Origin of the sequence: Pseudomonas sp. PDM24 (assembly GCF_019218905.1) — a bacterium.
Lineage (GTDB): Bacteria > Pseudomonadota > Gammaproteobacteria > Pseudomonadales > Pseudomonadaceae > Aquipseudomonas.
This window is the reverse complement of the sequence record NZ_JAHUWR010000003.1, coordinates 25,461-49,143: the sequence shown is the minus strand read 5'-3', so window position 1 is coordinate 49,143 and position 23,683 is coordinate 25,461. Positions and strand designations below refer to the sequence as shown.

At 57.7% G+C, this 23,683-nt stretch carries 18 protein-coding genes, 1 tRNA gene and 2 pseudogenes; 10 read left to right on the top strand and 11 right to left on the bottom strand.

Annotated elements, in window-relative coordinates:
- Positions 1 to 2: 2 nt before the first annotated feature.
- The 6 genes from uvrC (at position 3) to KW837_RS11905 (ending at position 6,000) form a co-directional block, all read left to right on the top strand.
- Positions 3 to 1,826 carry an excinuclease ABC subunit UvrC gene (uvrC, locus tag KW837_RS11930; protein WP_038982984.1) on the top strand — a complete coding sequence of 608 codons (1,824 nt, stop codon included), beginning with the start codon at positions 3 to 5 and terminating at the stop codon, positions 1,824 to 1,826.
- A 33-nt stretch (positions 1,827 to 1,859) separates the two neighbouring features.
- Positions 1,860 to 2,420, top strand: a complete 561-nt coding sequence (pgsA, locus tag KW837_RS11925) for a CDP-diacylglycerol--glycerol-3-phosphate 3-phosphatidyltransferase (RefSeq protein ID WP_008066866.1) — start codon at positions 1,860 to 1,862, stop codon at positions 2,418 to 2,420.
- Between the two features lie 63 nt (positions 2,421 to 2,483).
- A tRNA-Gly gene (locus KW837_RS11920) sits at positions 2,484 to 2,559 on the top strand.
- 472 nt (positions 2,560 to 3,031) lie between these two features.
- On the top strand, positions 3,032 to 3,652 hold the full coding sequence (locus KW837_RS11915) for a TetR/AcrR family transcriptional regulator (RefSeq protein ID WP_123494982.1): 621 nt from the start codon (positions 3,032 to 3,034) through the stop codon (positions 3,650 to 3,652).
- A gap of 244 nt (positions 3,653 to 3,896) precedes the next feature.
- A complete protein-coding gene (locus KW837_RS11910) occupies positions 3,897 to 4,676 on the top strand; it encodes a thioesterase family protein (protein WP_218395911.1) in 780 nt (259 codons plus the stop codon).
- A gap of 52 nt (positions 4,677 to 4,728) precedes the next feature.
- Complete coding sequence (locus KW837_RS11905; RefSeq protein WP_218395909.1) at positions 4,729 to 6,000, top strand: OmpP1/FadL family transporter; 1,272 nt, start codon at positions 4,729 to 4,731, stop codon at positions 5,998 to 6,000.
- 57 nt (positions 6,001 to 6,057) lie between these two features.
- Here the strand turns inward: KW837_RS11905 and KW837_RS11900 are convergent, their stop codons facing one another.
- Entirely contained in the window at positions 6,058 to 6,843 is a 786-nt protein-coding gene (locus tag KW837_RS11900) for an SDR family oxidoreductase (protein ID WP_218395906.1), read from the bottom strand.
- Positions 6,844 to 6,950: 107 nt separating this feature from the next.
- Positions 6,951 to 8,414 (bottom strand): efflux transporter outer membrane subunit, encoded by a 1,464-nt coding sequence (locus KW837_RS11895; protein ID WP_218396724.1) that lies wholly within the window; start codon positions 8,412 to 8,414, stop codon positions 6,951 to 6,953.
- Positions 8,415 to 8,633: 219 nt separating this feature from the next.
- On the opposite strand from KW837_RS11895, the gene KW837_RS11890 reads away from it, so the two are divergent.
- The 3 genes and pseudogenes from KW837_RS11890 to KW837_RS11880 form a co-directional block, all read left to right on the top strand.
- Complete coding sequence (locus KW837_RS11890) at positions 8,634 to 9,743, top strand: efflux RND transporter periplasmic adaptor subunit (protein WP_192343770.1); 1,110 nt, start codon at positions 8,634 to 8,636, stop codon at positions 9,741 to 9,743.
- A complete protein-coding gene (locus KW837_RS11885) occupies positions 9,740 to 12,820 on the top strand; it encodes an efflux RND transporter permease subunit (RefSeq protein ID WP_218395904.1) in 3,081 nt (1,026 codons plus the stop codon). The genes KW837_RS11890 and KW837_RS11885 overlap by 4 nt, the downstream gene beginning before the upstream one ends.
- A 54-nt stretch (positions 12,821 to 12,874) precedes the next feature.
- Positions 12,875 to 13,184 (top strand): annotated as a pseudogene (locus KW837_RS11880) (beta-ketoacyl synthase N-terminal-like domain-containing protein); the annotation flags it as partial.
- A gap of 223 nt (positions 13,185 to 13,407) precedes the next feature.
- On the opposite strand, the gene KW837_RS11875 reads toward KW837_RS11880, so the two are convergent.
- The 4 genes and pseudogenes from KW837_RS11875 to KW837_RS11860 form a co-directional block, all read right to left on the bottom strand.
- A complete protein-coding gene (locus KW837_RS11875) occupies positions 13,408 to 14,790 on the bottom strand; it encodes an LLM class flavin-dependent oxidoreductase (RefSeq protein WP_008073806.1) in 1,383 nt (460 codons plus the stop codon).
- Positions 14,791 to 15,012: 222 nt separating this feature from the next.
- Positions 15,013 to 15,591: pseudogene (locus KW837_RS11870) on the bottom strand (TonB-dependent receptor domain-containing protein); the annotation flags it as partial.
- A gap of 8 nt (positions 15,592 to 15,599) precedes the next feature.
- On the bottom strand, positions 15,600 to 15,815 hold the full coding sequence (locus KW837_RS11865; RefSeq protein WP_123494975.1) for a hypothetical protein: 216 nt from the start codon (positions 15,813 to 15,815) through the stop codon (positions 15,600 to 15,602).
- Positions 15,816 to 15,948: 133 nt separating this feature from the next.
- On the bottom strand, positions 15,949 to 16,830 hold the full coding sequence (locus KW837_RS11860) for an EamA family transporter (protein WP_218395902.1): 882 nt from the start codon (positions 16,828 to 16,830) through the stop codon (positions 15,949 to 15,951).
- Positions 16,831 to 16,946: 116 nt separating this feature from the next.
- On the opposite strand from KW837_RS11860, the gene KW837_RS11855 reads away from it, so the two are divergent.
- Positions 16,947 to 17,753 carry a helix-turn-helix domain-containing protein gene (locus KW837_RS11855; RefSeq protein ID WP_218395899.1) on the top strand — a complete coding sequence of 269 codons (807 nt, stop codon included), beginning with the start codon at positions 16,947 to 16,949 and terminating at the stop codon, positions 17,751 to 17,753.
- Positions 17,754 to 18,048: 295 nt separating this feature from the next.
- Here the strand turns inward: KW837_RS11855 and KW837_RS11850 are convergent, their stop codons facing one another.
- The 5 genes from KW837_RS11850 to KW837_RS11830 all read right to left on the bottom strand — a co-directional run bounded on the left by KW837_RS11850 (position 18,049) and on the right by KW837_RS11830 (position 23,455).
- On the bottom strand, positions 18,049 to 18,987 hold the full coding sequence (locus tag KW837_RS11850; RefSeq protein WP_218395896.1) for a carbohydrate kinase: 939 nt from the start codon (positions 18,985 to 18,987) through the stop codon (positions 18,049 to 18,051).
- 131 nt (positions 18,988 to 19,118) lie between these two features.
- The gene (locus KW837_RS11845) at positions 19,119 to 19,757 is read right to left on the bottom strand and encodes a nucleoside/nucleotide kinase family protein (protein ID WP_218395893.1); all 639 of its coding nucleotides are present in this window, start codon (positions 19,755 to 19,757) and stop codon (positions 19,119 to 19,121) included.
- A 149-nt stretch (positions 19,758 to 19,906) separates the two neighbouring features.
- Positions 19,907 to 20,833: an ABC transporter substrate-binding protein gene (locus KW837_RS11840; protein ID WP_218395891.1), complete on the bottom strand. Its 927-nt coding sequence runs from the start codon at positions 20,831 to 20,833 to the stop codon at positions 19,907 to 19,909.
- 43 nt (positions 20,834 to 20,876) lie between these two features.
- Positions 20,877 to 21,899: a ribose ABC transporter permease gene (locus KW837_RS11835; RefSeq protein ID WP_218395888.1), complete on the bottom strand. Its 1,023-nt coding sequence runs from the start codon at positions 21,897 to 21,899 to the stop codon at positions 20,877 to 20,879.
- Positions 21,896 to 23,455 (bottom strand): sugar ABC transporter ATP-binding protein, encoded by a 1,560-nt coding sequence (locus KW837_RS11830; RefSeq protein ID WP_218395886.1) that lies wholly within the window; start codon positions 23,453 to 23,455, stop codon positions 21,896 to 21,898. Before KW837_RS11830 ends, KW837_RS11835 begins: the two co-directional genes overlap by 4 nt.
- Positions 23,456 to 23,683 lie beyond the last annotated feature (228 nt).

Genomic DNA, 23,683 nt, shown 5'->3' with positions numbered 1-23,683 from the left:
AAATGACTGAAATCTTCGATCCAAGTGCTTTTCTGTCGACAGTCAGTGGTCGGCCGGGCGTCTATCGCATGTTCGACAGCGATGCGCGCCTGCTCTATGTAGGCAAAGCGAAAAATCTCAAGAAGCGTTTGGCGAGTTACTTTCGCAAAGCTGGTCTTGCCCCCAAGACTGCTGCGCTGGTAGGCCGTATTGCCCAAGTCGAAACCACCATCACGGCCAACGAAACCGAGGCCTTGCTGCTTGAGCAGACGCTCATCAAGGAATGGCGTCCGCCGTACAATATCCTGCTGCGCGACGACAAATCCTACCCTTATGTCTTTCTCTCGGATGGCCAGTTCCCACGCTTGAGCATTCATCGCGGGGCGAAAAAGGCCAAGGGCAAATATTTCGGCCCTTATCCCAGCGCGGGTGCGATTCGCGAAAGCCTGAGCCTGCTGCAAAAGGCGTTTTTCGTTCGTCAGTGTGAAGACAGCTTTTACAAGAACCGGGCTCGACCTTGTCTGCAATACCAGATCAAACGCTGCAAGGCGCCGTGTGTGGGGCTGGTGGAGCCCGAGGTGTATGCCGAAGATGTACGCCACTCGGTGATGTTTCTTGAAGGGCGCAGCAACGCTCTGGCGGACGAGTTGTCTGCGGCCATGGAGGAGGCGGCGGTCAACCTCGAATTCGAGCGCGCCGCCGAGCTGCGTGACCAGATCTCATTGCTGCGTCGGGTCCAGGACCAGCAGAGCATGGAAGGCGGGACAGGCGATGTCGATGTGATTGCGGCGTTCGTCAACCCAGGTGGCGCCTGCGTGCACTTGATCAGCGTGCGCGGTGGTCGGGTGTTGGGGAGCAAGAACTTCTTTCCGCAGGTGGGTATTGAGGAAGACGTTTCTGAAGTCATGGCAGCGTTTCTTGGCCAATACTTCATCAGCAGTCCAGAACGGGACTTGCCGAGCGAGCTGATCGTCAACGTGGTTCACGAAGATTTTCCGACCCTGATTGCAGCCATCGAAGAGCTGCGCGGTCGTGAATTGACCATCAGCCATCGAGTACGCGGCACCCGGGCGCGCTGGCAGCAATTGGCGGTCACCAATGCCGAGCAAGCGCTGGGCGCACGTTTGGCTAACCGGCAACACGTTGCGGCCCGTTTCGATGCCTTGGCCGAAGTGCTGAAACTGGACGAGCCACCGCAACGTCTTGAGTGCTACGACATCAGCCATTCCAGCGGCGAGGCCACTGTGGCGTCCTGCGTAGTGTTCGGCCCGGAAGGCCCGATCAAGTCCGACTACCGCCGCTATAACATTGAAGGCGTTACCCCGGGCGATGACTATGCCGCGATGCACCAGGCCTTGACCCGGCGCTTCAGTAAATTGAAGGAAGGCGAGGGCAAGTTGCCGGACATCCTGCTGGTCGACGGTGGCAAAGGCCAGCTATCCATGGCCCGTGACGTGCTTAACGAATTGGCCGTGCCAGACCTGATTCTCTTGGGTGTGGCCAAGGGCGCGACGCGCAAGGCCGGTTTTGAAACCCTGTACCTCAACGACGCGGCCCATGAATTCACCTTGCGCGGCGATTCCCCCGCGCTGCATTTGATCCAGCAGATACGCGACGAAGCGCACCGTTTTGCCATTACGGGGCATCGCGCACGTCGTGGCAAAACTCGCCGCACGTCTACACTTGAGGGCGTTGCAGGTGTCGGACCGACACGTCGGCGCGATTTGTTAAAACATTTTGGTGGATTGCAGGAGCTGTCTCGTGCCAGCATCGAAGAGATCGCCAAAGCACCCGGAATCAGCAAAAAGCTCGCAGAGTTGATTTATGCAAATCTGCACAGCGAGTAGAATGCCCAACTCACCTCGTAGCCAGTTGTGCCGATGAATATCCCTAATCTGATTACCGTTCTACGCGTCCTGCTCATCCCGATCTTCATTTTGCTGTTTTACTTGCCTTACCACTGGAGCTATCTGGCGTCTGCCTCGGTCTTCGCCTTTGCCGCCGCGACCGACTGGCTCGACGGGTATCTTGCCCGTCGTCTGGAACAAAGCACTCCTTTCGGGGCCTTCCTCGATCCTGTTGCAGACAAGCTGATGGTCGCCGTTGCGCTGGTTCTGCTGGTGCAAGAGCATGGCAACCTGTGGCTCACGCTACCGGCCGCCGTTATCATCGGTCGCGAAATTGTTGTCTCGGCACTGCGCGAGTGGATGGCCGAACTCGGTGCCCGCGCCCATGTAGCGGTGTCGAACCTGGGCAAATGGAAAACCGCCGCACAGATGCTGGCGCTGGTGATCCTGCTGGCCAATCCTTCGGACTTCAGCTTCTGGGTTCTGATGGGTTATGCCTTGTTGTTGGTGTCCGCTGGCCTGACGTTGTGGTCCATGGTCCAATACTTGCGGGCTGCCTGGCCGCATCTGAAGACGGACGTGGAAAAGAAATAAACTTTTTTTGAATCAAGGGGTTGACGGGGGATGTGGATTCTATAGAATGCGCCTCACCAAGACGCGGGAATAGCTCAGTTGGTAGAGCACGACCTTGCCAAGGTCGGGGTCGCGAGTTCGAGTCTCGTTTCCCGCTCCAAATATTGCGCTACAGAGTTCCACTGAATTCTGTAAGCGATTGAAATCAGGACCTTCGGGTCCTTTTTTCGTTCCGGCGGGAACCACTGAAATCCAGCACCATCCAGTGCGTTTAAGTCCAGGATTAAGTCCAGGGTTAAGTCCGGGATTCTGATGCGTACGGAGTTGGTTTGCTGCTGGAGCAGTTTGTGTAGCGAGATGAGTGTCCGGTCCTGACTCTGTTCAGGAGTTCGCGATGGCGCTCTCAGAAATGTCGATTCGGCACGCCCAAATCACTAGTATTGACTACATGCTCTGTGGCAGTGACGGCCTCACGCTCAATGTGACGGCCAGCGGTGGTGTACCCTATCCATATGCCCACACAGCAAGACCATGGTAAGGGGGGCATGCTTACGTCTGGCATGGTGGCGTGTGACTATGCTATAAATAAGTCACAAGTTGTCAACCACCTTTGGGGTGCGTAAGCTACAGGAATGAACCATCCACCAATTTCTTCGCCCGGCGCCCGGGGCCCAGCTGATCACGACATTCGAGACCAGATTGTCGCGGCGGCCAATGAGCACTTCAGCCAATACGGTTACAGCAAAACCACGGTTTCCGACTTGGCCAAAGCCATCGGGTTTTCCAAGGCTTACATCTACAAGTTCTTCGATTCCAAGCAAGCGATTGGTGAGGCTATTTGCTCAAGCTGCTTGGCACAAATCGTCGCAGCCGTGGAGCAGGCTATCAGCGAAGAGGGGATTTCTTCGACGGAACGCTTTCGTCGCTTGGTCAAGACGCTTATCACTACGGGCTTGGACCTGTTTTTCAACGACCGCAAGCTCTATGATATCGCTGCATTCGCCGCCTCGGAGCGTTGGCCCAGCTCGCTGGTGTATGACGCACGGATCAAGCAGTTTGTAGTGCAGGTTGTGCGCGAAGGGCGCGAAAGTGGAGAGTTTGAGCGCAAGACTCCCCTGGATGAAACCGTAGAAGCGATACACCTGACCCTTCGGCCTTTCGTCAATCCTCTGTTGCTCCAGCATAGCCTTGATCACGTCGAGGTCGCGCCGACGCTTACCTCGAACCTCATCCTGCGTAGCCTTATGCCCTGAGTGTGGCTGCAGTGATGCAGCCACACCAATCTAAATAACTTTTTTGCATTTGGTTTGCATCTGACCTTCTAGTTTCCATTTGCTCAAATTGTGACTATTGACACAAAAGGTCACATGAATAAATATGGCGCATCGGCTTTTGAGGGATTGCCATGAACATGCGTCGGCATCGACATTTTTCCGATTCCATTCCATTCCGATTCCGTCTTCGAGTACGCGTTCAGTGCACAGGGTGGGCGTTGATATGACGAGCTTTGCTCAGGTGCTGGCGCAATTTGATCCGGGCGTGCCGTTTGTTTCTCCGCCCAATTGGCAGCAGGGCCGGACGATTTTTGGCGGCCTGTCGGCGGCGTTGTCGTTGGAGGCGGTTCTGCGCGAGCGCCCGCAGGGCTTTCCTCCATTCAAGTCGGCGCAAGTGTCATTCATAGGTCCGGTCACGCAGCCCCAGGTGTTCAATACAAGCGTGTTGCGCCAAGGGCGATCCGTGACTTCGGTATCGGTCGACTGCAAGTCGGGCGATGAACTGGCGTTGCGCACGACCTTGCTGTTCGCTCAACCACGAGCCAGCAAAATTACCCATGAGGCGTGGGGATGCCCGTTGGTAGAGGGGCCGTCGCGGTACAGCACGCTGGAGCTGGACAACAGCTTTGCGCCTGCCTGCGCGTTCAACTTCGAGATGCGTCCCGCGGGCGGCTCACTGCCGGTATCCGGTGCGGAAAATCCCGAGTTGCTGATGTGGGTCCGTCACCTCGATGCCCAGGGGGTTGACCCGGCGGTGGCCCTGATCGCCCTCGCTGACAGTCTGCCGCCTGCCGCTATGACGTCCTTTATAGAACCTGCCGCCATCAGCTCGGCTTCCTGGACAATCGATCTGCCGCAGCCCGCCGTGGCCGGCGAATGGTTTCTCATCAGTTCCTTCAGCCAACAGGCCTTGGAGGGCTACTCGTTACAGGATATGGAGATCTGGGACGAAAGCGGTCGGCGGGTGCTTTGGGCGCGCCAGACCGTGGCGATTTTTGCCTAGTACAAAAACAAACTGTTCCACCACCTCTGCAATTGTTCCTCGAGTCCTAATAATGAAAAGAATCTTGCTCAAGACCCCCGTGAGTCTCGCCGTTGCGCTTGCATCATCCCAAGTGTTTGCCAGCGGCTTTGCGCTGAACGAACAAAGCATCAGCGGGATGGGGTCGGGATTCGCCGGCCGCTCCTCCTCGGCTGAAGATGCGAGCACCGTCTTCGGCAATCCGGCGGGCATGTCTCGCTTGAAGAAAGAGCAGGTCAGCCTCGGCGCTGCGACGCTGTTTGCCAAGAGCGATATCAGCCAGACACGCAGCACTTTCGGCGGCCAGGAAGACGGTGACATGGTGCCGACCACCACGGTGCCGATGGGTTACTACGTCAAGCCGGTGGATGAGCACTGGGCCGTCGGCGTTGGCTTTTATGTGCCGTTTGGTCTGATCACCGATTACGGCAGCGACTTTGCCGGGCGTTACTACGGCAACAAAAGCGAAGTGACGACGCTGACCTTCCAGCCCACCGTCAGCTATGCCTTCAACGACAAGGTGTCGATTGGGTTCGGTCCGACCATCAACCGGATCAGCGGTGAGATCTCCGGGATGGTGCCCAATCCTCTGAGCCCCGGCAGCAACGATGGGAAGCTGAAAAGCAACGGCGATGACACGGCGCTCGGCTTCAATGCCGGCATCCTGGTGCAGGCCACGGACCAGACCCGCCTGGGGCTGACTTATCACTCCAAGGTCAGTTATCACCTGGACGCCAAGTCCAAGCTCACTGGCGGGATTTTCAGTGTAGTGGGGGTCAGCGGGCGTAGCTATGACGCGTCGCTGGATGTGGACCTTCCGGAGTCGGTTGATCTCTCGCTCACCCATCAGCTCAATGATGACTGGACCCTTTATCTGGGAAGCACCTGGACACGCTGGAGTCGCTTCAAGGAGCTGACCATTGAGAACTCAGGCTTGCCTGCGCTGCTGAGCGGCGCGCTGGGTACTGTCAGAGAAGAACAGAACTGGCATGACACCTGGGGCCATGCAATCGGCGCGGCGTATAAGCTGAGTGATCAGTGGGTGCTGCGCGCAGGCTTGTCGGTCGATCAGTCGCCGGCCAACAACACCAACCGTGGGCCTCGGATTCCAACTGGTGACCGCACAGTGCTCAGCTTCGGTGCCGGCTGGACGCCGGTACAGGATGTAACGATCGACCTGGCTTATTCCTACTTGCAGGAAGAGAGCGTGCGGGTCAACGAAACCTCTGCGACCCGTGGTGCGTACAGTTCCAAATACCGCAACAGTGCCAGCGGTTTCGGTACCTCAATCAGCTATCGCTTCTAACGCGACATGCCGTGTGCCGGGAGCTTGTGCGGCTCCCGGTCCCTTGCAATATCCCGCTCATGCACCCATGACATTCGCCATCAGACGTTGGTGCAGCCAGCGTGGCGTGGCCCAGGTCAACACCGTGAGCGCCTTGTTGCCGAAACCGGGTACTACACTCATGCGTCCGGCTTGCAGCGCGCGGATGCCGGCGCGAACCACCGGTTGAGGTTGCATCATCACCATTTTCAGCGCTGGGGTAAGTTTCTGACTGGCGCTTTGGACAAACCCGGTGTCGGACAGGCCCGGGCACAGTGCGGTCACGACGACACCATCGCCCTTGAGTTCCTGATGCAGCGCCTCGGAGAAGCGAAGCACGTAGGCCTTAGCCGCTGAATAGACCGCGAAATTCTTCACGCCTTGGTAAGACAGCAGGCTTGCGATGTGCAGGATGTGCCCGCGATGCCGGGGGCGCATGTCTGCGGCGAAGAGACGAGTCATGGTGGTCAGGCCAGCGATGTCTAGATCGATCATTGCCAGGGACTGGTCAAGGGAATGATCCAGGAAAGGGCCCTGCAATCCATGGCCGGCGTTGTTGATGAGCACATCAATCGCAATGCGGCGCCGGGTCAGCCGTTCGTGTAGCTCGATAATCGCCGGGATCGAAGACAGGTCTACCTGCTCGACGATGACCTCAATGCCGAAGCGCTCGCGCAGCTGGGCCGACAGCGCTTCAAGCCTGTCCAGCCTGCGGGCTACTAGAACGAGGGACTTTCCCTGTGCTGCGTATTGCCGGGCGAACTCCTCGCCAAAGCCGCTGGAAGCGCCCGTGATGAGCACCCAGGAATTCTCGTTGATTTTCATGTTGCTGGACTCCGGTTTTAAAGATTGAAAACAACAGTGACGGTGATCGCCCCGTCGCGAGCAGGCTCGCGATTGGGGCCAAGTGAACGGCTGGTGTTCATGTCCGGTCATCGGCTCGCTACAGGCTGTGGTGGCTGCGGCGCTTGCCAGCCGCCACCGAGGGCCTTGAATGCCGCGACCGCTGCGCGCGCCGATTCGGTCCGTGCTTGTGCCCGGGCATCGGATGCCTGGAGCAGCGTCTCGTCGGTGTTGAGGACGTCGATCAGGCTGGCCGTACCTTTCTGATAAGCAATAAAGGACGACTGGCGCGCCTCGCTCAATGACGCTTCGCCTGCGGTGAGCGTGGTGGCCTGGGATTCTCGGTTCACTAGGGCGGAGAACGCGTTCTCGACATCCTCGGTGGCCCGTAGCGCAGATTGACGATAGGCGGCCAGCGCTTCAGCTTCCTGTCCCTTGGCCTGGTCGATCTGGGCGTTGATCCGGCCAAAGTCGAACAGCCTCCAGCGCAGACCCAGCGCGCCCGACGCCTGGCTGGCGCCGCCTGAGAACAGGTGCCCGGCCGATACGGCGGTGGCACTGCCGAGCAACGCACTGAGGGAAAATTTCGGGTAGTACTCGGCAATGGCCTCGCCGATGCGGGCATTGGAGGAAGCGAGGCGGCGCTCGGCGACGATGAGGTCCGGCCGGCGGCGCAATAGGTCAGCCGGCGTCCCCATCCCGGTAATTTGTGGAGGCAGCGGAATGCTGCCGGTCCCGGCCAGTTGCTGGCGATGGGTGCCCGGCGGTGTGCCGAGCATGACATCCAATGCATTCATGGCGGCATCCAGGCCGGTCTGCAGGACTGGCACCGTTGCCTGGACCTGAGCAAGCGCGCCCTCGGTCTGGCGGACCTGATAGCTGGCGGCGAGGCCTTTGCTGTAGAGCAGCTGGACTTTCTCCAGCAAGTCCTGCTGGGTCTTGACCTGGCGGTTCGCAATGTCCAGCCGCGCCTGCAAGCCGCGCAGGGTGATGTAGGTGTCAGCAGTCTGCGCGGCGACGGCCAGTCTCGTGGCGGCGGCACCGGCCTCGGAGGCTTGGTACTCAGCTAGTGCGGCTTCGCGTCCGCGTCGCAGGCCACCAAAGACATCCAGTTCCCAGCTCGCGCCTAGGTCCAGCTCGTAGGCGTTTCCGTACCGATCAAAGCCGGGCGTCGAATCGAGCACCTGGCCCAGCGGCGTCTCGACGGATTGATAGGCGCGTGCGGCCTGGCCACTGATATTTCCCGAGGGCAGCAGGGCGGCATTGGCCGCGCCAAGGCCGGCTCGGGCCTGGGCAACGCGCGCTGATGCCTGGACAAGGTCGAGGTTCTGTTCCAGGGCCTTGGCGATGAAATCGCTCAACACCGGGTCGCCAAAACCCTCCCACCAGGTTGTGAGGCTGGCCTGTGATGCGCCGCTCCTTTGCTCGATAGAAGACTGGCCCAGGAAACGATCCGAAAGCGCAGCGTCCGGGCGCTGGTAGTCCGGACCGACCGCGCAGCCGGCCATCAAGCTGGCGCCTACTAATAAAACAATGGGGCGGAGGGGTGACATCAAGGTTTCCTCGGGATCGACATTGGTGACCATACTATCGTATGGTCACAAGCTGTCAATTGGTGATGAATACTACTGTATGGATCTCAGGCCTCCTGTTTACTGAAGATTATCCGGACATCAAGCTGACTGAAAACAAAATTAGATTGGTGACCGTTGACAGTATTGGTCACGAGCGTAAGAATGGGCTCCCAGTCCTCTGCTCAATAAAGGGAACCTATGCTCCGGCTCCGACCTTTCACCCTGGCCGCTTGCTTGTTGCCTCTCGTCCTTACGGCGTGTGGCGACTCATCCACTGCCATCGATCCGCGCACGCTTGCCCCTTTGGTGAGGGTCGCGCAAGTGCAGGGGGCGTCCGCCAGCGCTCGCTCTTTCACCGGTGTTGTGGCGGCGCGGGTCCAGAGCGACCTGGGCTTTCGCGTTTCCGGCAAGGTGCTGGAGCGGGTGGTGGATGCCGGCCAGACCGTTAAAAAGGGCCAGCCTTTGATGCGCCTGGACCCGATCGACCTGGGATTGCAGGCGCGAGCCCAGCAAGAAGCCGTCACGGCCGCCCGCGCCCGGGCCAAGCAGACTGCGGATGACGAGGCGCGGTATCGCGAGCTGGTGGCCGCCGGGGCGATTTCGGCGTCGGGCTACGACCAGATCAAAGCCGCAGCCGATACCGCCAAGGCCCAACTCAGCGCTGCCGAGGCGCAAGCTGATGTGGCCCGCAATGCATCCGGCTACGCGGTGCTCCTCGCCGACGCCGACGGCGTGGTGATGGACACGCTGGCCGAGCCGGGGCAGGTCGTCAGCCCCGGGCAACCCGTGGTTCGACTGGCGCGAGCCGGGCAGCGCGAAGCCGTCGTGCAACTGCCCGAGACCCTGCGGCCAGCCGTCGGGTCCAGCGCGCAGGCGACGCTGTACGGCAGCACCAGCGGGGCCGTCACCGCGAAACTGAGGTTGCTTTCCGATTCGGCTGACCGGGTGACCCGCACCTTTGAAGCGCGCTATGTGCTGGAAGGCGCCCTGGCCAACGCACCGCTGGGCTCGACCGTCACACTGCGTATCGCCGAAGGCGCGACCCAGGGGCAGGTGGTGCAGGTGCCGATTGCTGCGTTGTACGACCCGGGCAATGGCACCGGCGTGTGGGCCATCGACGGCGAACCGGCAAAAGTCACCTGGCGTGCGGTGCAGGTCCTGGGCTTGAGCGACGACGCTGCGCGCGTCACAGGTCGCCTCAACGTCGGCGAACAGATCATCGGCCTGGGCGCACATCTGCTGCGTGAAGGCGAGTCAGTCAGGCTGCTTCCACAAAACGATGTGAAGGTCGCCGGGAGCCGCCAATGAGCCTCAATCTTTCGGCCCTCGCTGTACGCGAGCGCTCCATCACGGTGTTTCTGATTTTTCTGATTGCTGTCGCCGGGACCTTGGCCTTCTTCAAGCTGGGCCGCGCGGAGGATCCGCCGTTCACGGTCAAACAACTGACCGTCATCACGGCCTGGCCGGGCGCGACGGCGCAGGAGATGCAGGACCAGGTGGCCGAGCCCCTGGAGAAACGCCTGCAAGAATTGAAATGGTATGACCGCACGGAAACCTACACCCGTCCCGGTCTGGCTTTCACCATGGTCTCGCTGCTGGACCGCACGCCGCCTTCCCAGGTGCAGGAAGAGTTTTATCAGGCGCGCAAGAAGCTTGACGACGAAGCCACTAAGTTGCCGGCGGGTGTGATCGGGCCATTGGTCAACGACGAGTACTCGGACGTGACATTCGCGCTTTTTGCCCTCAAGGCCAAGGGCGAGCCGCAGCGGTTGTTGGTGCGTGATGCCGAGGTCTTGCGCCAGCGCCTGTTGCACGTGGCAGGGGTGAAAAAGGTCAACATCATCGGCGAGCAGGCCGAGCGCATTTTCATCTCTTTTTCCCACGACCGGCTGGCGACCCTGGGCGTTTCCCCTCAGGACATTTTCGCCGCACTGAACAGCCAGAACGTGCTCACACCCGCCGGTTCCATCGAAACCAATGGACCACAGGTCTTCCTGCGGGTGGACGGCGCCTTCGACAAGTTGGAGAAGATCCGAGACACGCCGCTGGCCATCCAGGGCCGCACCTTGAAGCTCTCGGACGTGGCGACGGTTGAGCGCGGCTATGAGGATCCGGCCACCTTCCTGGTGCGCAACAACGGCGAAGAGGCGTTGTTGCTGGGCGTGATCATGCGCGAAGGCTGGAACGGCCTTGACCTGGGCAAGGCGCTCGATGCAGAAACAAGCAAGATCAATGAAGGCATGCCGCTGGGCATGACACTGACCAAAGTGACTGACCAAGCGGTGAACATCAATTCGGCGGTTGACGAGTTTATGATCAAGTTCTTCGTCGCCTTGCTGGTGGTGATGGTCGTCTGCTTTATCAGCATGGGCTGGCATGTCGGGATCGTGGTCGCGGCGGCTGTGCCGTTGACCCTGGCCATCGTGTTTGTGGTAATGGCAGCCACCGGGAAAAACTTTGACCGGATCACCCTGGGTTCGTTGATCCTGGCCCTCGGGCTGCTGGTGGACGACGCCATCATCGCCATTGAAATGATGGTGGTGAAAATGGAGGAGGGCTACGACCGGATCAAGGCCTCCGCGTATGCCTGGAGCCACACGGCCGCACCGATGCTGTCCGGTACGCTGGTGACGGCGATCGGCTTCATGCCCAACGGCTTCGCCCAGTCCACCGCCGGCGAGTACACCAGCAACATGTTCTGGATCGTCGGCATCGCCCTGATCGCCTCTTGGGTGGTCGCGGTGGCATTCACCCCTTACCTGGGGGTGAAAATGTTGCCGAACATCAAGAAGGTCGAAGGCGGGCATGCCGCCATCTACGACACTCCGCGCTACAACCGCTTCCGTCGGATCCTGACGCGGGTGATCGCGCGCAAATGGCTGGTGGCCGGCACGGTTATCACGTTGTTTGTCGTGGCCATCCTGGGCATGGGCCTGGTGAAGAAACAGTTCTTCCCCACCTCGGATCGCCCCGAGGTGATGATTGAAGTGCAGATGCCCTATGGCACCTCCATCGAGCAGACCAGCGCCACCACCGCCAAGGTCGAGGCGTGGCTGCAAAAACAGGCGGAAGCCAAAATCATCACGGCTTACATCGGGCAGGGCGCGCCGCGCTTTTTCCTGGCAATCGCGCCGGAACTGCCGGATCCATCGTTTGCCAAGATCGTCGTGCTGACAGATAACCAGGAAGCACGGGAAACCCTCAAGCTCCGTCTGCGCGAAGCGGTCGCCGAAGGGCTCGCTCCGGAGGCCCGGGTCAGGGCAACGCAGATCGTCTTCGGTCCGTATTCACCATTCCCGGTGGCTTACCGAGTGATGGGGCCTGACCCGTCGAAACTGCGGGAGATCGCAGCTCGCGTACAGGACGTCATGCAAGCCAGCCCGATGATGAGGACCGTCAATACCGACTGGGGCTCGCTGACGCCGACGCTGCATTTCAATCTGGATCAGGACCGCTTGCAGGCGGTAGGGCTGACCTCCAGTGCCGTTGCCCAGCAACTGCAATTCCTGCTGGCCGGGGTGCCGATCACGGCGGTTCGCGAGGACATCCGTTCGGTGCAGGTGGTGGGACGCGCCGCCGGCGATATCCGCCTTGATCCGGGCCGGATCGAAGGTTTTACCCTGGTGGGTGCGGCGGGGCAGCGTATCCCCTTGTCCCAGGTCGGCGAGGTGGACGTGCGCATGGAGGATCCGATCCTTCGCCGGCGTGACCGGACTGCGACCATAACGGTGCGCGGCGACATCGCCGAAGGCCTGCAACCGCCGGATGTATCGACAGCCGTCATCAAGCAGCTGCAACCGATCATCGACACGTTGCCCGATGGCTATCGGATCGAGCAGGCGGGGGCCATCGAGGAATCCGGCAAAGCCGGCCAGGCCATCGTGCCACTGGTGCCGATCATGGTGGCCCTGACGCTGCTGATCATCATCGTCCAGGTGCGTTCGATCTCGGCCATGATCATGGTCTTCTTCACCGCGCCGCTGGGGTTGATCGGCGTGGTGCCGACGCTGCTGATTTTCCATCAGCCGTTCGGTATCAATGCCCTGGTGGGGCTGATCGCGCTGTCGGGGATTCTGATGCGCAACACGCTGATCCTGATAGGGCAGATCCATCAGAACGCAGCGGAGGGGCTGGACCCGTTCCACGCTGTCATCGAAGCCACCGTGCAACGGGCGCGTCCGGTGCTGCTGACGGCCCTGGCGGCGATCCTGGCGTTTATCCCGCTGACCCATTCGGTTTTCTGGGGAACGCTGGCCTACACCCTGATCGGCGGCACGTTTGTCGGAACCATCATGACGCTGGTGTTCCTGCCGGCGATGTATTCCATCTGGTTCAAGATCCGTCCGGTCAAGGCCGTGCAAACTGAAACAGTAGAGCTGGCATAAGCGATCGATCACTTGCCGCTCCAGTGAGCGTCTACAGAAATGAAGAGGTTTTCCATGAGTACTCCAGCAGGTCAAACGCGCATCGTAGTCACGGGCGTCGGCGTCGTCGGTCACCTGGGTTGTGGCGTAGAGGAAGTCTGGAAACGGCTGCTGGCCGGACGTTCCGGCATTCGTAGCCTGCCCGAAGTATTCGCCGAGGGCACCGGCGTCGCGGTCGGCGGCCAGGTGCCGACGCTGGAAGACGATGCCGTTGCCGGAGCGCTTCATCGCCCCCAAGGACCGCAAGAAATTGGATCGCTTCATCGAGTTCGCCTTGGTGGCGGCGCAAGAGGCCCTGGATCAGGCAGGCTGGCATCCGACTGAGGTCAAATCCTTTTGGCCCCGTGAGCTGCAAGGGAAGATCGAGTTGGCGCAGCTGAATTTGCAGCCGGGCCGTGAGCATCCATTGTTCATCTGCGCCCGGCAGCGCGATCAATCCCGAGTCTGGACCTCGGCGCTGTTTCTTACGTTGTAAACGCTGATGCCCCGCGACGTTTTCCTCGAACGTTCGGCGACTGCTTGATAACGCTTGAGCAGTCGCCTTCGGGCTAAAGCGCCTTGCCGAAGCGGAATGAAGCGCCATAAGCCGAGTCGGGTAAATGGCTGCTGCCATCTTCCCTTAACCTGGACCTGAAGGTACCGCTTTGCGGCTGGGTCCTGTAGAGGCCGCGCTTCTGTAATTCGGGAATGATCAACTCCACGAAATCTTCAAGTGTGCCAGGGCTGATCAACGGATTGATCATGTAGCCGCTGGTGCCGGAAATGCGTGCGTGTTCTTCGATCCGGTCGGCTACCTGTTGTGGGGTACCCACCAGGATCAGGTCGCTGCCGCGGGTGACTTTGGCAAAACGTTGCTTCACATCCCCGGCGGTCAACGGCTTACCACTGCCATCGGGGTGCATGACATAGGACGTCAGCCCTTCGGTGTGGGTCGACAATGCATCGCTGTCGGCATAACGACTGATATCGATGCCCGTGTCGCCCGCATAACTGACCAGTTGCGCCTGAAGATGGTAGTTGCTTTGCAATGCGTCATATTTGCGCTGGGCTTCAATTTCGGTTTTGGCGGTGACGATGCGCAATACGGTCAGGGACTTCACATCCTCACGCTGGCGACCGAGAGCCTGGGCCTTGGCCCATATGTCCTCCAGGCCCTGACGGATTTCCTGAGGGTTGGATTTGGCAATGAAGATCAGCTCGGCGTGCTTGGCGGCGAACTCGCGACCGCGACCCGACCAGCCGGCCTGGATCAGTAGCGGTGTGCGCTGCGGCGACGGTGAGGTGAGGTGCGGCCCGGCGACTCGATAGTGCTCGCCCACGTGGTTAATCGGCCGTACCCGATCACCCCGGGCATACAGCTGATGAGCTTTGTCCGCGACCACCGCATCGTCGGCCCAACTGCCTTCCCACAGCTTGTACACCACATCGAGAAATTCTTCGGCGCGTTCGTAGCGGTCATCGTGTTTGATCATCTGTTCAAGGCCGAAGTTACGCGCGGCGCTGGACAGATAAGAGGTCACGATGTTCCACCCCACCCGGCCATTGGTGAGGTGGTCCAGGGTGCTGAAACGCCGAGCGTGGGAGAAGGGGTGTTCATAGCTGGTGGTAACCGTGACGCCGAACGCAAGGTTTTCGGTGACCGCGGCCAAGGCGGGAATGATCATCAACGGATCATTGGCCGGAGCTTCCACAGCCCATTTCATCGCGGCATCGGCATTGCCACCAAAGACGTCGTAGAAACCCAGCACGTCGCCGAAGAACAGCATGTCGAGGTTGGCCTGGTCGGCAATGCGCGCCAGGTTCGACCAGTAGCCCAACGAGTTGATTGCCAGGCGCTCGTCAGCCGGATGCGTCCAGAGACTCGGCGCACCTCCACAGCCCACACTGGCTTGTTCGTAGAGTGCAAACAACAGAGGTTTTGGATCGGACATCATGGCTCCTGAACAAATTTGAAGGGGCGTTTCTGTATCAACTTCAGCTCATAGATTGAAACGCACTATAAAAACAAAATGTAATTATTTAATGGAATAAGAGCCTTGTATCAGGCTATATGGAACTTAAGCCTCAGGCGCCATCCTTACCGGGCTCGGCATCGCTCAGAATGAATGTTCGAAATACCTGCGATCTTTTGTTCTTGCTCTACGCGCCAGGAGTCAGAACGCGTATTGCAGGCGGGTGTAGTAGTAACCGCCGGTGAAGCCGAAGGGTGAATAACTGCCCCAGTTATCGCCGAACGAAGAGTTGCTTACGCCGATATGGCCGGGGTACTTGTCGAACAGGTTCTGCGCGCCGACGGCGACGGTCAGTTGTTTGTTGAGCGCATAGGCCACGTCGAGGTCGGTGATCCATTTGGCCGAATACTCGCGATCCAGGCTTGGATCGCTTGAGCTGTTGACCTCGGTGTAGGTGCCATAACGGGTCAGCCACAGATTGACGTCGAAGTCGCTGATCGCCCAGTCGGCGGAGAAGATCATCTTGCTGCTGGGGGAGGTTTTGGTAATCAGTGCTCGCGATTGGCGTCCGAGCAGCTGGAAGTCGCCCAGGGCGGTCAGTTGTGACGGTGTGTCGTTGACGCTGAGGATTTTCGTGTGGTTGTAGTTCAGTGCCGCAGTCCATCTCACCGAGCCGAACTGGTTCAGGTTCTGCCGGTAATTGCCGACTACATCGACCCCGGACGTCCGGGTGTTGGCGCCGTTGGTGAAGTACTGCGCGCCGGCCGTGGCCGGCACATGGACGCGGGTCATGCGAGCTTGATGGCTCCGCCTTGGATATCGTCCCGCGCCATTCGCAAGTCATTGGCGTCTTGGTTGAGCCGATGAATGAGGTTGAGTAATCGTTGGCGCAACACCTCGTCTTGGAGCTGCTCAGTAGCACGCATCACATCAAGCGCCGCTGCCTCATTGTTGGTGGCAACAGCGTCGAGTAGTTTGCGCATGCTTCTTGATGGCCGATTCATCTCCAACCCTCCTAGGTTTCGGTGACGCGAATCATATGGCCGAAATGTTTCGTTAGTGTTTCAGTTGCACGAACTTGGTTTTGAATCACCGGCTCCGGTCGTACCACATCAACTTCGTCGCAAGTATCGCGTATCAGAGGCCACGATGGCGTACCAGCAGGACACGTCCTGGCCTTGAACCAACGGCAAGCGCAAACAGAATCAATGCGATGGAGGCCCAGCCTGAGGCGCTGGGGCGTTGGCCTAAAATGAGAATGGAGCTGACGATGCCAAACACGGGAATCAGCAGCGACAGCGGCGCCACCCGCGATGCAGGGTACTCACGCAATAGCAGGTTCCATCCCCAGTAGCAGAAGAGCGTGGCGCCGTAGACCTGGAAAACTAGTGAAAATGTCGTAACCGCATTCAAATGCGAAGGCAAGGCTACAAATGGAGCCGCGCCATGCAACAGCCAAGTCATCAGAAATAGCGGAATGGGTGGAAACAAGCTGGCCCACACCACGAAGGCGAAAATCTGGTGCACCTTCGATACTTTGATCACGACATTGCCAATGCTCCATGCCACAGCGCTAACGATCACTAATGCGAAACCGATCATGGTGGCCTCACCGGGACTGCCCAGCAGGATGCCAACCAGCCCTATCGCAGCCAGCACGATGCCGAATAATTGAGGCATTGATAGGCTTTCACGGAACAACAGCACACCCCAGCCGAGCGTGAAGAATGCGCTGAACTGGATTAGCAGCGAGGCACTACCGGGTGGCACACCCAATGCGATACCCAGGTTGATCAAGGCCCACATTGCTACGCCGAAGATCAATCCATAGGCCGCAAGCCAACGGAAGGCAACTTGCGGACGCTTCACGAAAAACACCCAGGGTAAGGCGGCCAGCGTGAAGCGAATCGCAGTCAACAGCAGGGGATCAATATCGGTAAGATCGAGTTTTGTAATGGGGAAGTTCAATCCCCAAACGGCCGTCACCAAGACGGCAAGCAACAAGTGTTTTTTCTGCATGGTTCGCGTGTCTTTCCCTGAATAGTGAGTTTTAAATGCTCTGTACCTCTGGGAATATGCAAGAAATCGGAATGGCCTGCTTTCAGGCGGGGGCCAAATATCATTAAAATCAGGCCATGCAAACAACAGCGCTAGATCCCTACCAAAACATACCGCGCGATGCTGTCGTGACCGTAAGCGACTATGCAGACGGTGAGCTGTTCCCGTCGCACATCCATCAGCGTGGACAATTCGCTTATGCCGCACGCGGTGTCATCACTATATTCACCGACGAAGGCAACTGGGTCGTTCCGCCCCTGCGCGGCATATGGGTACCGTCCCAGCGACCTCACGCTATGCAAATGCGTGGCCCTGTCACGATGCTCAACACCTATATCCGCAAACAGGCTGCGCAGCGCCTGGGGCTACCGGCTCATTGCCAGGTTTTCGATGTATCGCCGCTACTGCGGCAACTGTTGGAGAAGGCCATCGATATTCCCGCGCGCTATGACAAAAATGGACGCGATGGCTATCTGATGGGTTTGTTGCTGCACGAGATTGCCGGGATGCCTGCGCTATCGCTCAATGCGCCATTACCGACTGAACCTCGTCTTGCTCGGGTATGCCGCGATTTTTTGGCCCACCCTTCGCTGGAGATCGGCATCGACGACATGGCGCAGCGCACCGGAATGAGCCGCCGCACCTTTACCCGCCACTTTCGACTGCAAGCTGGCATCAGCTATATCGAATGGAGACAACAAGCTTGTCTGCTTGCGGCAGTTGTTCGACTTGGAAGCGGCCAGTCTGTTACGCAGGTCGCAATAGAGTTGGGGTATAGCAGCTCAAGTGCATTCGCAACGGTATTCAAGCGTGTACTGGGTGAAGTGCCCAGTCGATATGTCTCAGAACAAAAGGTGTCGGTGTCCAAATTCGACCAGAAATAAAGCGCACCGCCATCACCTTAGTGCTCAAATCTGGAAGGTGTATTGGCCGGACGCTTACTGAAATCCAGCGCCATCCAGTGCTTTTAAGTCCTGAATTGAGTCTCGAATGAGAGTCTTGAATTCGGACAAGCACTGTCGCCGTGATGAGGCGCGTGCTTTGGTTGCTCAGGGCGGATAGTCCGTTCAGCCAGCGCCCGATAGCCAGCCTTCGCCACAGCCCAAGTCAAGTGGGGGTGGGGGGACCCCACTTGCTCGCGAAAACTGCAATGCCCGCGATACAGATCCTGACCAGATATCAATCCAACTGATGCCGATAAGGCAAGTCCGGCCCGGTCTTGCCGCAGGTCAGGGCGGCGGCGCTGACGGCGAAGGTGAGCATCGCGTCGATCTGTTCGCGACTCAAGCGCTGCAAACCCTCCACCGAATCCAGCTGCTGTTCGGTCAGCCAGGCGATCAACGCCGCTTGGAAGGTGTCGCCGGCGCCCACGGTATCAGCCATCACCACCGCGCAGGCCGGCGCCGACCAACTGCCATGGCTGCGGCTGAATACCGTTGCTCCCTGGCCGCCACGGGTGAGGAATACCAGTTGGCAGCGGTGTTCCAGCCAGCCATGGATCACGCTCTGCGGATCACGCTCGGGGTAGAGCAGGTTCAGGTCCTCGTCGCTGACCTTGATCAGGTCGGCATGCTCGACCAGAGTGTTGATGCGTTCGCGCCACAGTTCGATATTCGGTTCTGGGTTGAGTCGCACGTTGGGGTCGAGGCTGATCAGGCGTTTGCCGCTTTCCCGGCGGACCAGGGCCAGCAGGGTGTCGGCAATCGGCTGCACCACCAGCGAGAACGAGCCGATATGCAACCCACGCACCTCAGCGCCTAACTCAGGTAAATGCCCCGGCAACAGCTGGCGATCGGCACAGCCTTCGCCTCGGAAGCTGTAATGCGGCGAGCCGTCGGCACCGACGGCGACCATCGCCAGGGTGGTCGGTGCGTCGAAGTCCTGCAGGTAGTCTGGGCGCACGCCTTCCTCCTGCAGCACTTGCTGTAAACGCCGGCCGAGGTAGTCGCTGGACAGCCCGGCGAACAGCGCCACGTCGATGCCCAGACGGCGCAAGCCGACGGCGACGTTGAACGGCGAACCACCGGCAATTGCTTTGTAATTCACTTTTGAAGCTTGAGCGTTGACGTCGTTTTCACTGAAGAAATCGAACAGCGCTTCACCACATACCAGATACATAGTCATTCGCTCTTTAAAGGTTCGCTACAAGTTGTTAATAGCGTTCGTAGGCCTGTTAGCGTTAAAAAGCTAGCCAAGCAAAGCGCTTGGTTAACGGCGTGATTCTTTCTCAAAAGAGAGGAAGTGGGATCTTAATTTGTGATCGTGAAGTCAGCGATATTGCTGGCCGAAATCACAATGTCGGCATTCGGAAGGTCGTTGCGATGAACTTTTTCATAGGAAGTAGACTCATCGAAACCCAATGATCGCCATCGATCAAGCAGGCGCGCTTCCAGGGTTTTGCGGTCAGCCTGCAGCATTATGGTGGCGTCAAAACAGTCTCTTAAGGACGACCATGGGGCGAGGTCTAATAGAAGGTAGTTTCCTTCCACGATGAGATATTTCACGTCAGAGGAAATCAATTGTCCTGCAGCACGGGATATCTCCAGGATTCGATCGAATACCGGAACGGCAACCGCTGGTTCGTTGTTCGCACGAAGCCGTAGCAGCAGACTCCTGAAGCCACCCACATCGAATGTATCAGGTGAGCCCTTACGATCTAAAAGGCTCAAGGATCCAAGAACCGCATCATCGTAATGAAAGCCATCTCCGGGAACAACAGCTGCGCTCCCCGGCATAACGCTATTAAGAGCCTCTACCAAGGCCTGAGAGACGGTGGACTTACCGGCACCAGGCGGCCCCGCTAGCGCAACGACAATTCGATTCCCAGACAGGGCCTTAACGTAGTTAAGTAGCTCTGTACTTACTATTGTGTTTGTTTTGGTAAACATGCCAAATCTCTCCTCAGCAGCCGTCGCTCAGGTTTCCCGTAGGTTCGCCCCTCTAGGGGTTTTCATGCCGTTCGGCCGCTGCGAGCAACTCGCAGCAGCCATTCCCCGCATTAAAGAGGTGGGACCCCTATGTCATTTGACTCAATCGCTCAGTGGTCAGCTTGCCAGCCTTTGTACTCCATGACGTTGGCTCGTGTTACCAGTGAGGGTTGGAGCAGTACCGTTGTGCGTTCCAGCGATTTGCCATTCAGCAGGTCGTTGCCCATCGTGACGGCCTGTTGTGCCTGGCCCCAAGGGGACTGAGAGGCGGATGCCTGGATCTGTGTATCGCTTTTGAGCGCAGTCTCTATATCGGGAGCCCCATCCACCGATGCGATAATGATGCCTTTGCGCTTGAGTTGTTTTGCTGCCAGGTCTGCACCTATGGCCTGGGGATCATTGATCGCGAACACCGCGTCGACTTTTGCAAAGCGGGTCAAGTCGCCTTGCATCACGCTGTAGCCACCTTCGCGCGAGCCTTTGGCATCCTGATTATCAGACAGTACTTTGATATCGGGTGCCTGCGCGAATACACTCTTACAGCCATTGACTCGGTCCAAGACTGCTGAGGTCTGCGTACCATTCTGGATAATAACGTTACCCTTGCCACCCAGCTTCTCAGAGATGTACTGACATACAATCCTGCCGGCTTCGACGTTATCGGTCTGTACCGTGGCGTTGGCACCTTGCACCATGACATCTACGCCCACAACCACTATGCCTGCCTTCCTTGCTTTAGCAATCGCAGGCGCGATTGCTACAGGGTCGACGGCGTTGACAAGAATCAAGTCTACGCCCGAAGAAATGAAGTTATCGATTTGAGTGAACTGCTTATTCAAATCGTAATCTGCCGACACTGAGATAAATTTTGCGGCGGGATTGATATGCAGTGCCTCGGCTTTGGCGCCATCTACCATCGCTACAAAGTAAGGATTACCCAGCGAGCCAACAGTTATCCCGACGGATTTCAACTCTCGCGCTTGAGCGCTGCTAAATGCCAGTAGTGTACAAACAGCGGTAAATATTATTTTTTTCATGAGCACTGTCTCTTGTTATTGGAGTGTGGGGGTTATATATGATTCAGGTTCGTGCACCTGACTGCCGAAAGCGATCGAGGGCTACCGCGCCGATGATGACAACACCTTTGATAATGTATTGCCAGATATCCGAAACTCCCAGCAATATCAGGCCATTGGAAAGTGTAGCGATAATCAGGGCGCCAATTAGCGTGCCGACGATAGTGCCGACGCCTCCTGTAAAGCGCGTGCCTCCCAGAATAACGGCGGCGATAGCGTCGAGTTCATAAGACTGTCCCATTTGCAGTCCGTTAGCAGCCATCAGTCGAGCGGAAGTCATGATAGCCCCCACACCCGCCAACAAACCGGATAGGGCATAAGCAAATAACAGGACTTTCCAGACTTTGATTCCCGACAACCGTGCGGCCTCAGGATTGCCGCCCACTGCGTAAATCTGTACGCCTAACACCGTACGTCGAAGAATAAGCCACGAAAGAGTAACCACGACTACCGCGATTACAACCAGCCATGGCACCCCGAACAACGTATCGTTTCCAATGTAAGCAAAGGACAGGTCGGGATTGAAGACCGTTTTGTCTTCGCCGATGAGGCGTGCGATTCCACGCATCGCAGTCAATCCGCCTAGCGTGACGATAAATGCCGGTAGCTTTCCAAAAGCGACCAATACACCATTGACGAGCCCTAGTAGCAGTCCGACTCCAAGCCCCGCAGCGATGGCCAGGGGAGCAAACCCCGGAACTTGCGATACCAATAGCGCCACTACTGCGGAAACAGCCAGAATCGAACCAACCGAAAGGTCGATTCCTCCGGTCAAAATCACAAAAGTCAGACCTGACGCCAATACCACATTGATAGAGGCTTGCTGACTGATGATCGAGAAATTCTGAACCGAGAAAAAGCTCTCGCTCATCAGGCCAAAGCCCACACAAAGGAGTAACAGTACGGGCAGCATGCCCGCCACTCTCATCAGTTGGCGCATTTTATCCTGGGTGGAAGCTCCGGCGATGCTTCGTACACCAGGCGTGGTGAGGTCACTTGCTACTTTGCTTTGCAGTGGGGAAGTCATTGGACTAAGTCTCCGTTGGCTAGAGTCAACCTGTCGCTGCCTGTGGCAGACGCGATAATGGCTTCAGGTGTGATATCAAGACCGCTGTGGCCACCGAGTTCGGTGACAAGTTTACCTTCACACATGACCAATACACGGTCGGCAATTCCAACGATCTCTGGTAGTTCACTTGAAATTATCACTACGCAAACGCCGGATGCTGCTAATGCATTGATGATTTTATATATTTCTGATTTAGCCCCAATGTCGACACCCGATGTAGGCTCGTCGAGGAACAATACTCTGGGCTTCATCTCCAGCAGACGAGCCAACAAAACTTTTTGCTGGTTACCTCCGGACAGTGCTCCAACATTGATATCTGAAGACGCTTTGATATTGAGTGCCTGGATTGCTTGTTCGGTACGTCCAGTTCCGGCCGTTCGGTCCACAAACCCCGCAAATCGAGCATCACTTCCCACAACACATACATTGATATTGTCGTGGACACTCATGTCGAGAAAAAGGCCCAGTGCTTTGCGGTCTTCTGTCAGATAGACGATGCCTGCGTTACCTGCATCGCGAGGAGAGCGTATGACTACAACTTCGCCGTCCATCTCAATCTTTCCGCCTGAGTACGCATCGATGCCTGCGATTAATCGGGCAAGTTCGGTTCTTCCAGAACCCACCAGTCCTGCAATCCCGAGAATTTCGCCGGCATACAGATCGAAACTGCAATCCTGAATTTTGAAGTCATCTGTAAGATTGTGAACACGTAGTATCGGTTGCTCGTAAGAGCACAAAGGACGCTCATGGGCGTAGAAGCCGGAAACATCGCGGCCAACCATCATCCGGACCAGGGTTTCAGCTGACAGCGTGACGCGATCCAGCGAACCAACGTAATGACCGTCCCGGAGCACCGAAACAAAGTCGGACAATGCGTATATCTCGGCCATTCGATGGCTGATATAGATGATCGCGACGCCATCATCACGTAGCTGGCGAATCAATGTAAAAAGACTTTCGGTCTCTTTTGTGGATAGCGGCGTTGTAGGCTCGTCCATCACCAGGATTCGCGTATCGGCATGAATTGCACGCGCGATTTCAACAAGTTGTTGGTCCGCAATCGACAAAGTGCCGACCAGTGCGTGCGGATCAAATGTGACGCCAAGCCGCTTTAGTACTACGAGCGCACCTTCGGTCATTGCCTTGCGGTTTATAACTCCACATCGTCGAATCTCTCTACCCAGGTAGATGTTCTCCACCACGCTCATATTCGCGCACAAGCTGAGCTCTTGATAGATGACGGATATGCCATGGCGCTTCGCATCGTTCACGCCATAGTTTCGAATATCACATCCGTCGATTCGTATAGTGCCACTGTCGGCGACATAGGCCCCCGATAGTATTTTCATCAGAGTGGATTTTCCGGCGCCGTTTTCGCCCATTAGCGCGTGGATTTGTCCAGGGAAAATACTGAGGTCAATGTCATGCAGGACGCGCACCCCATTGAATGATTTCGAGATGGAATGCATTTCCAATAGGGCAGGAGGGGGGCTTTCAGATCCAGTGCTCAGCATAGCTGTTAACTCCTTATCTACCGATTTGAGAAGCAGTTGAAACCTCTCATCGGTGTTCTTGTTCGAGCAACATAGTCGAAAGGAAAGCGCTTGCGCAAGCGCTTTCCTTTTCGTTCGAGGAATTCTCCAAAAAGCACTTCCATGTCCATCCCCTAGGGAAGCCCCGACCAAAGAGGACATGAATAGGATGTTAGAAAAGCGCTTGCGCAAGCGCTTTCGTCTCGGCTA

Coding starts and splice junctions, on each gene's coding strand:
- KW837_RS11895 (WP_218396724.1), bottom strand. CDS start 8,414: ATGTCACCCCTCCGCCCCATTGTTTTATTAGTAGGCGCCAGCTTGATG.
- uvrC (WP_038982984.1), top strand. CDS start 3: ATGACTGAAATCTTCGATCCAAGTGCTTTTCTGTCGACAGTCAGTGGT.
- KW837_RS11905 (WP_218395909.1), top strand. CDS start 4,729: ATGAAAAGAATCTTGCTCAAGACCCCCGTGAGTCTCGCCGTTGCGCTT.
- KW837_RS11855 (WP_218395899.1), top strand. CDS start 16,947: ATGCAAACAACAGCGCTAGATCCCTACCAAAACATACCGCGCGATGCT.
- KW837_RS11835 (WP_218395888.1), bottom strand. CDS start 21,899: ATGACTTCCCCACTGCAAAGCAAAGTAGCAAGTGACCTCACCACGCCT.
- KW837_RS11910 (WP_218395911.1), top strand. CDS start 3,897: ATGACGAGCTTTGCTCAGGTGCTGGCGCAATTTGATCCGGGCGTGCCG.
- KW837_RS11875 (WP_008073806.1), bottom strand. CDS start 14,790: ATGTCCGATCCAAAACCTCTGTTGTTTGCACTCTACGAACAAGCCAGT.
- pgsA (WP_008066866.1), top strand. CDS start 1,860: ATGAATATCCCTAATCTGATTACCGTTCTACGCGTCCTGCTCATCCCG.
- KW837_RS11900 (WP_218395906.1), bottom strand. CDS start 6,843: ATGAAAATCAACGAGAATTCCTGGGTGCTCATCACGGGCGCTTCCAGC.
- KW837_RS11915 (WP_123494982.1), top strand. CDS start 3,032: ATGAACCATCCACCAATTTCTTCGCCCGGCGCCCGGGGCCCAGCTGAT.
- KW837_RS11860 (WP_218395902.1), bottom strand. CDS start 16,830: ATGCAGAAAAAACACTTGTTGCTTGCCGTCTTGGTGACGGCCGTTTGG.
- KW837_RS11845 (WP_218395893.1), bottom strand. CDS start 19,757: ATGTTTACCAAAACAAACACAATAGTAAGTACAGAGCTACTTAACTAC.
- KW837_RS11830 (WP_218395886.1), bottom strand. CDS start 23,455: ATGCTGAGCACTGGATCTGAAAGCCCCCCTCCTGCCCTATTGGAAATG.
- KW837_RS11840 (WP_218395891.1), bottom strand. CDS start 20,833: ATGAAAAAAATAATATTTACCGCTGTTTGTACACTACTGGCATTTAGC.
- KW837_RS11850 (WP_218395896.1), bottom strand. CDS start 18,987: ATGTATCTGGTATGTGGTGAAGCGCTGTTCGATTTCTTCAGTGAAAAC.
- KW837_RS11885 (WP_218395904.1), top strand. CDS start 9,740: ATGAGCCTCAATCTTTCGGCCCTCGCTGTACGCGAGCGCTCCATCACG.
- KW837_RS11865 (WP_123494975.1), bottom strand. CDS start 15,815: ATGAATCGGCCATCAAGAAGCATGCGCAAACTACTCGACGCTGTTGCC.
- KW837_RS11890 (WP_192343770.1), top strand. CDS start 8,634: ATGCTCCGGCTCCGACCTTTCACCCTGGCCGCTTGCTTGTTGCCTCTC.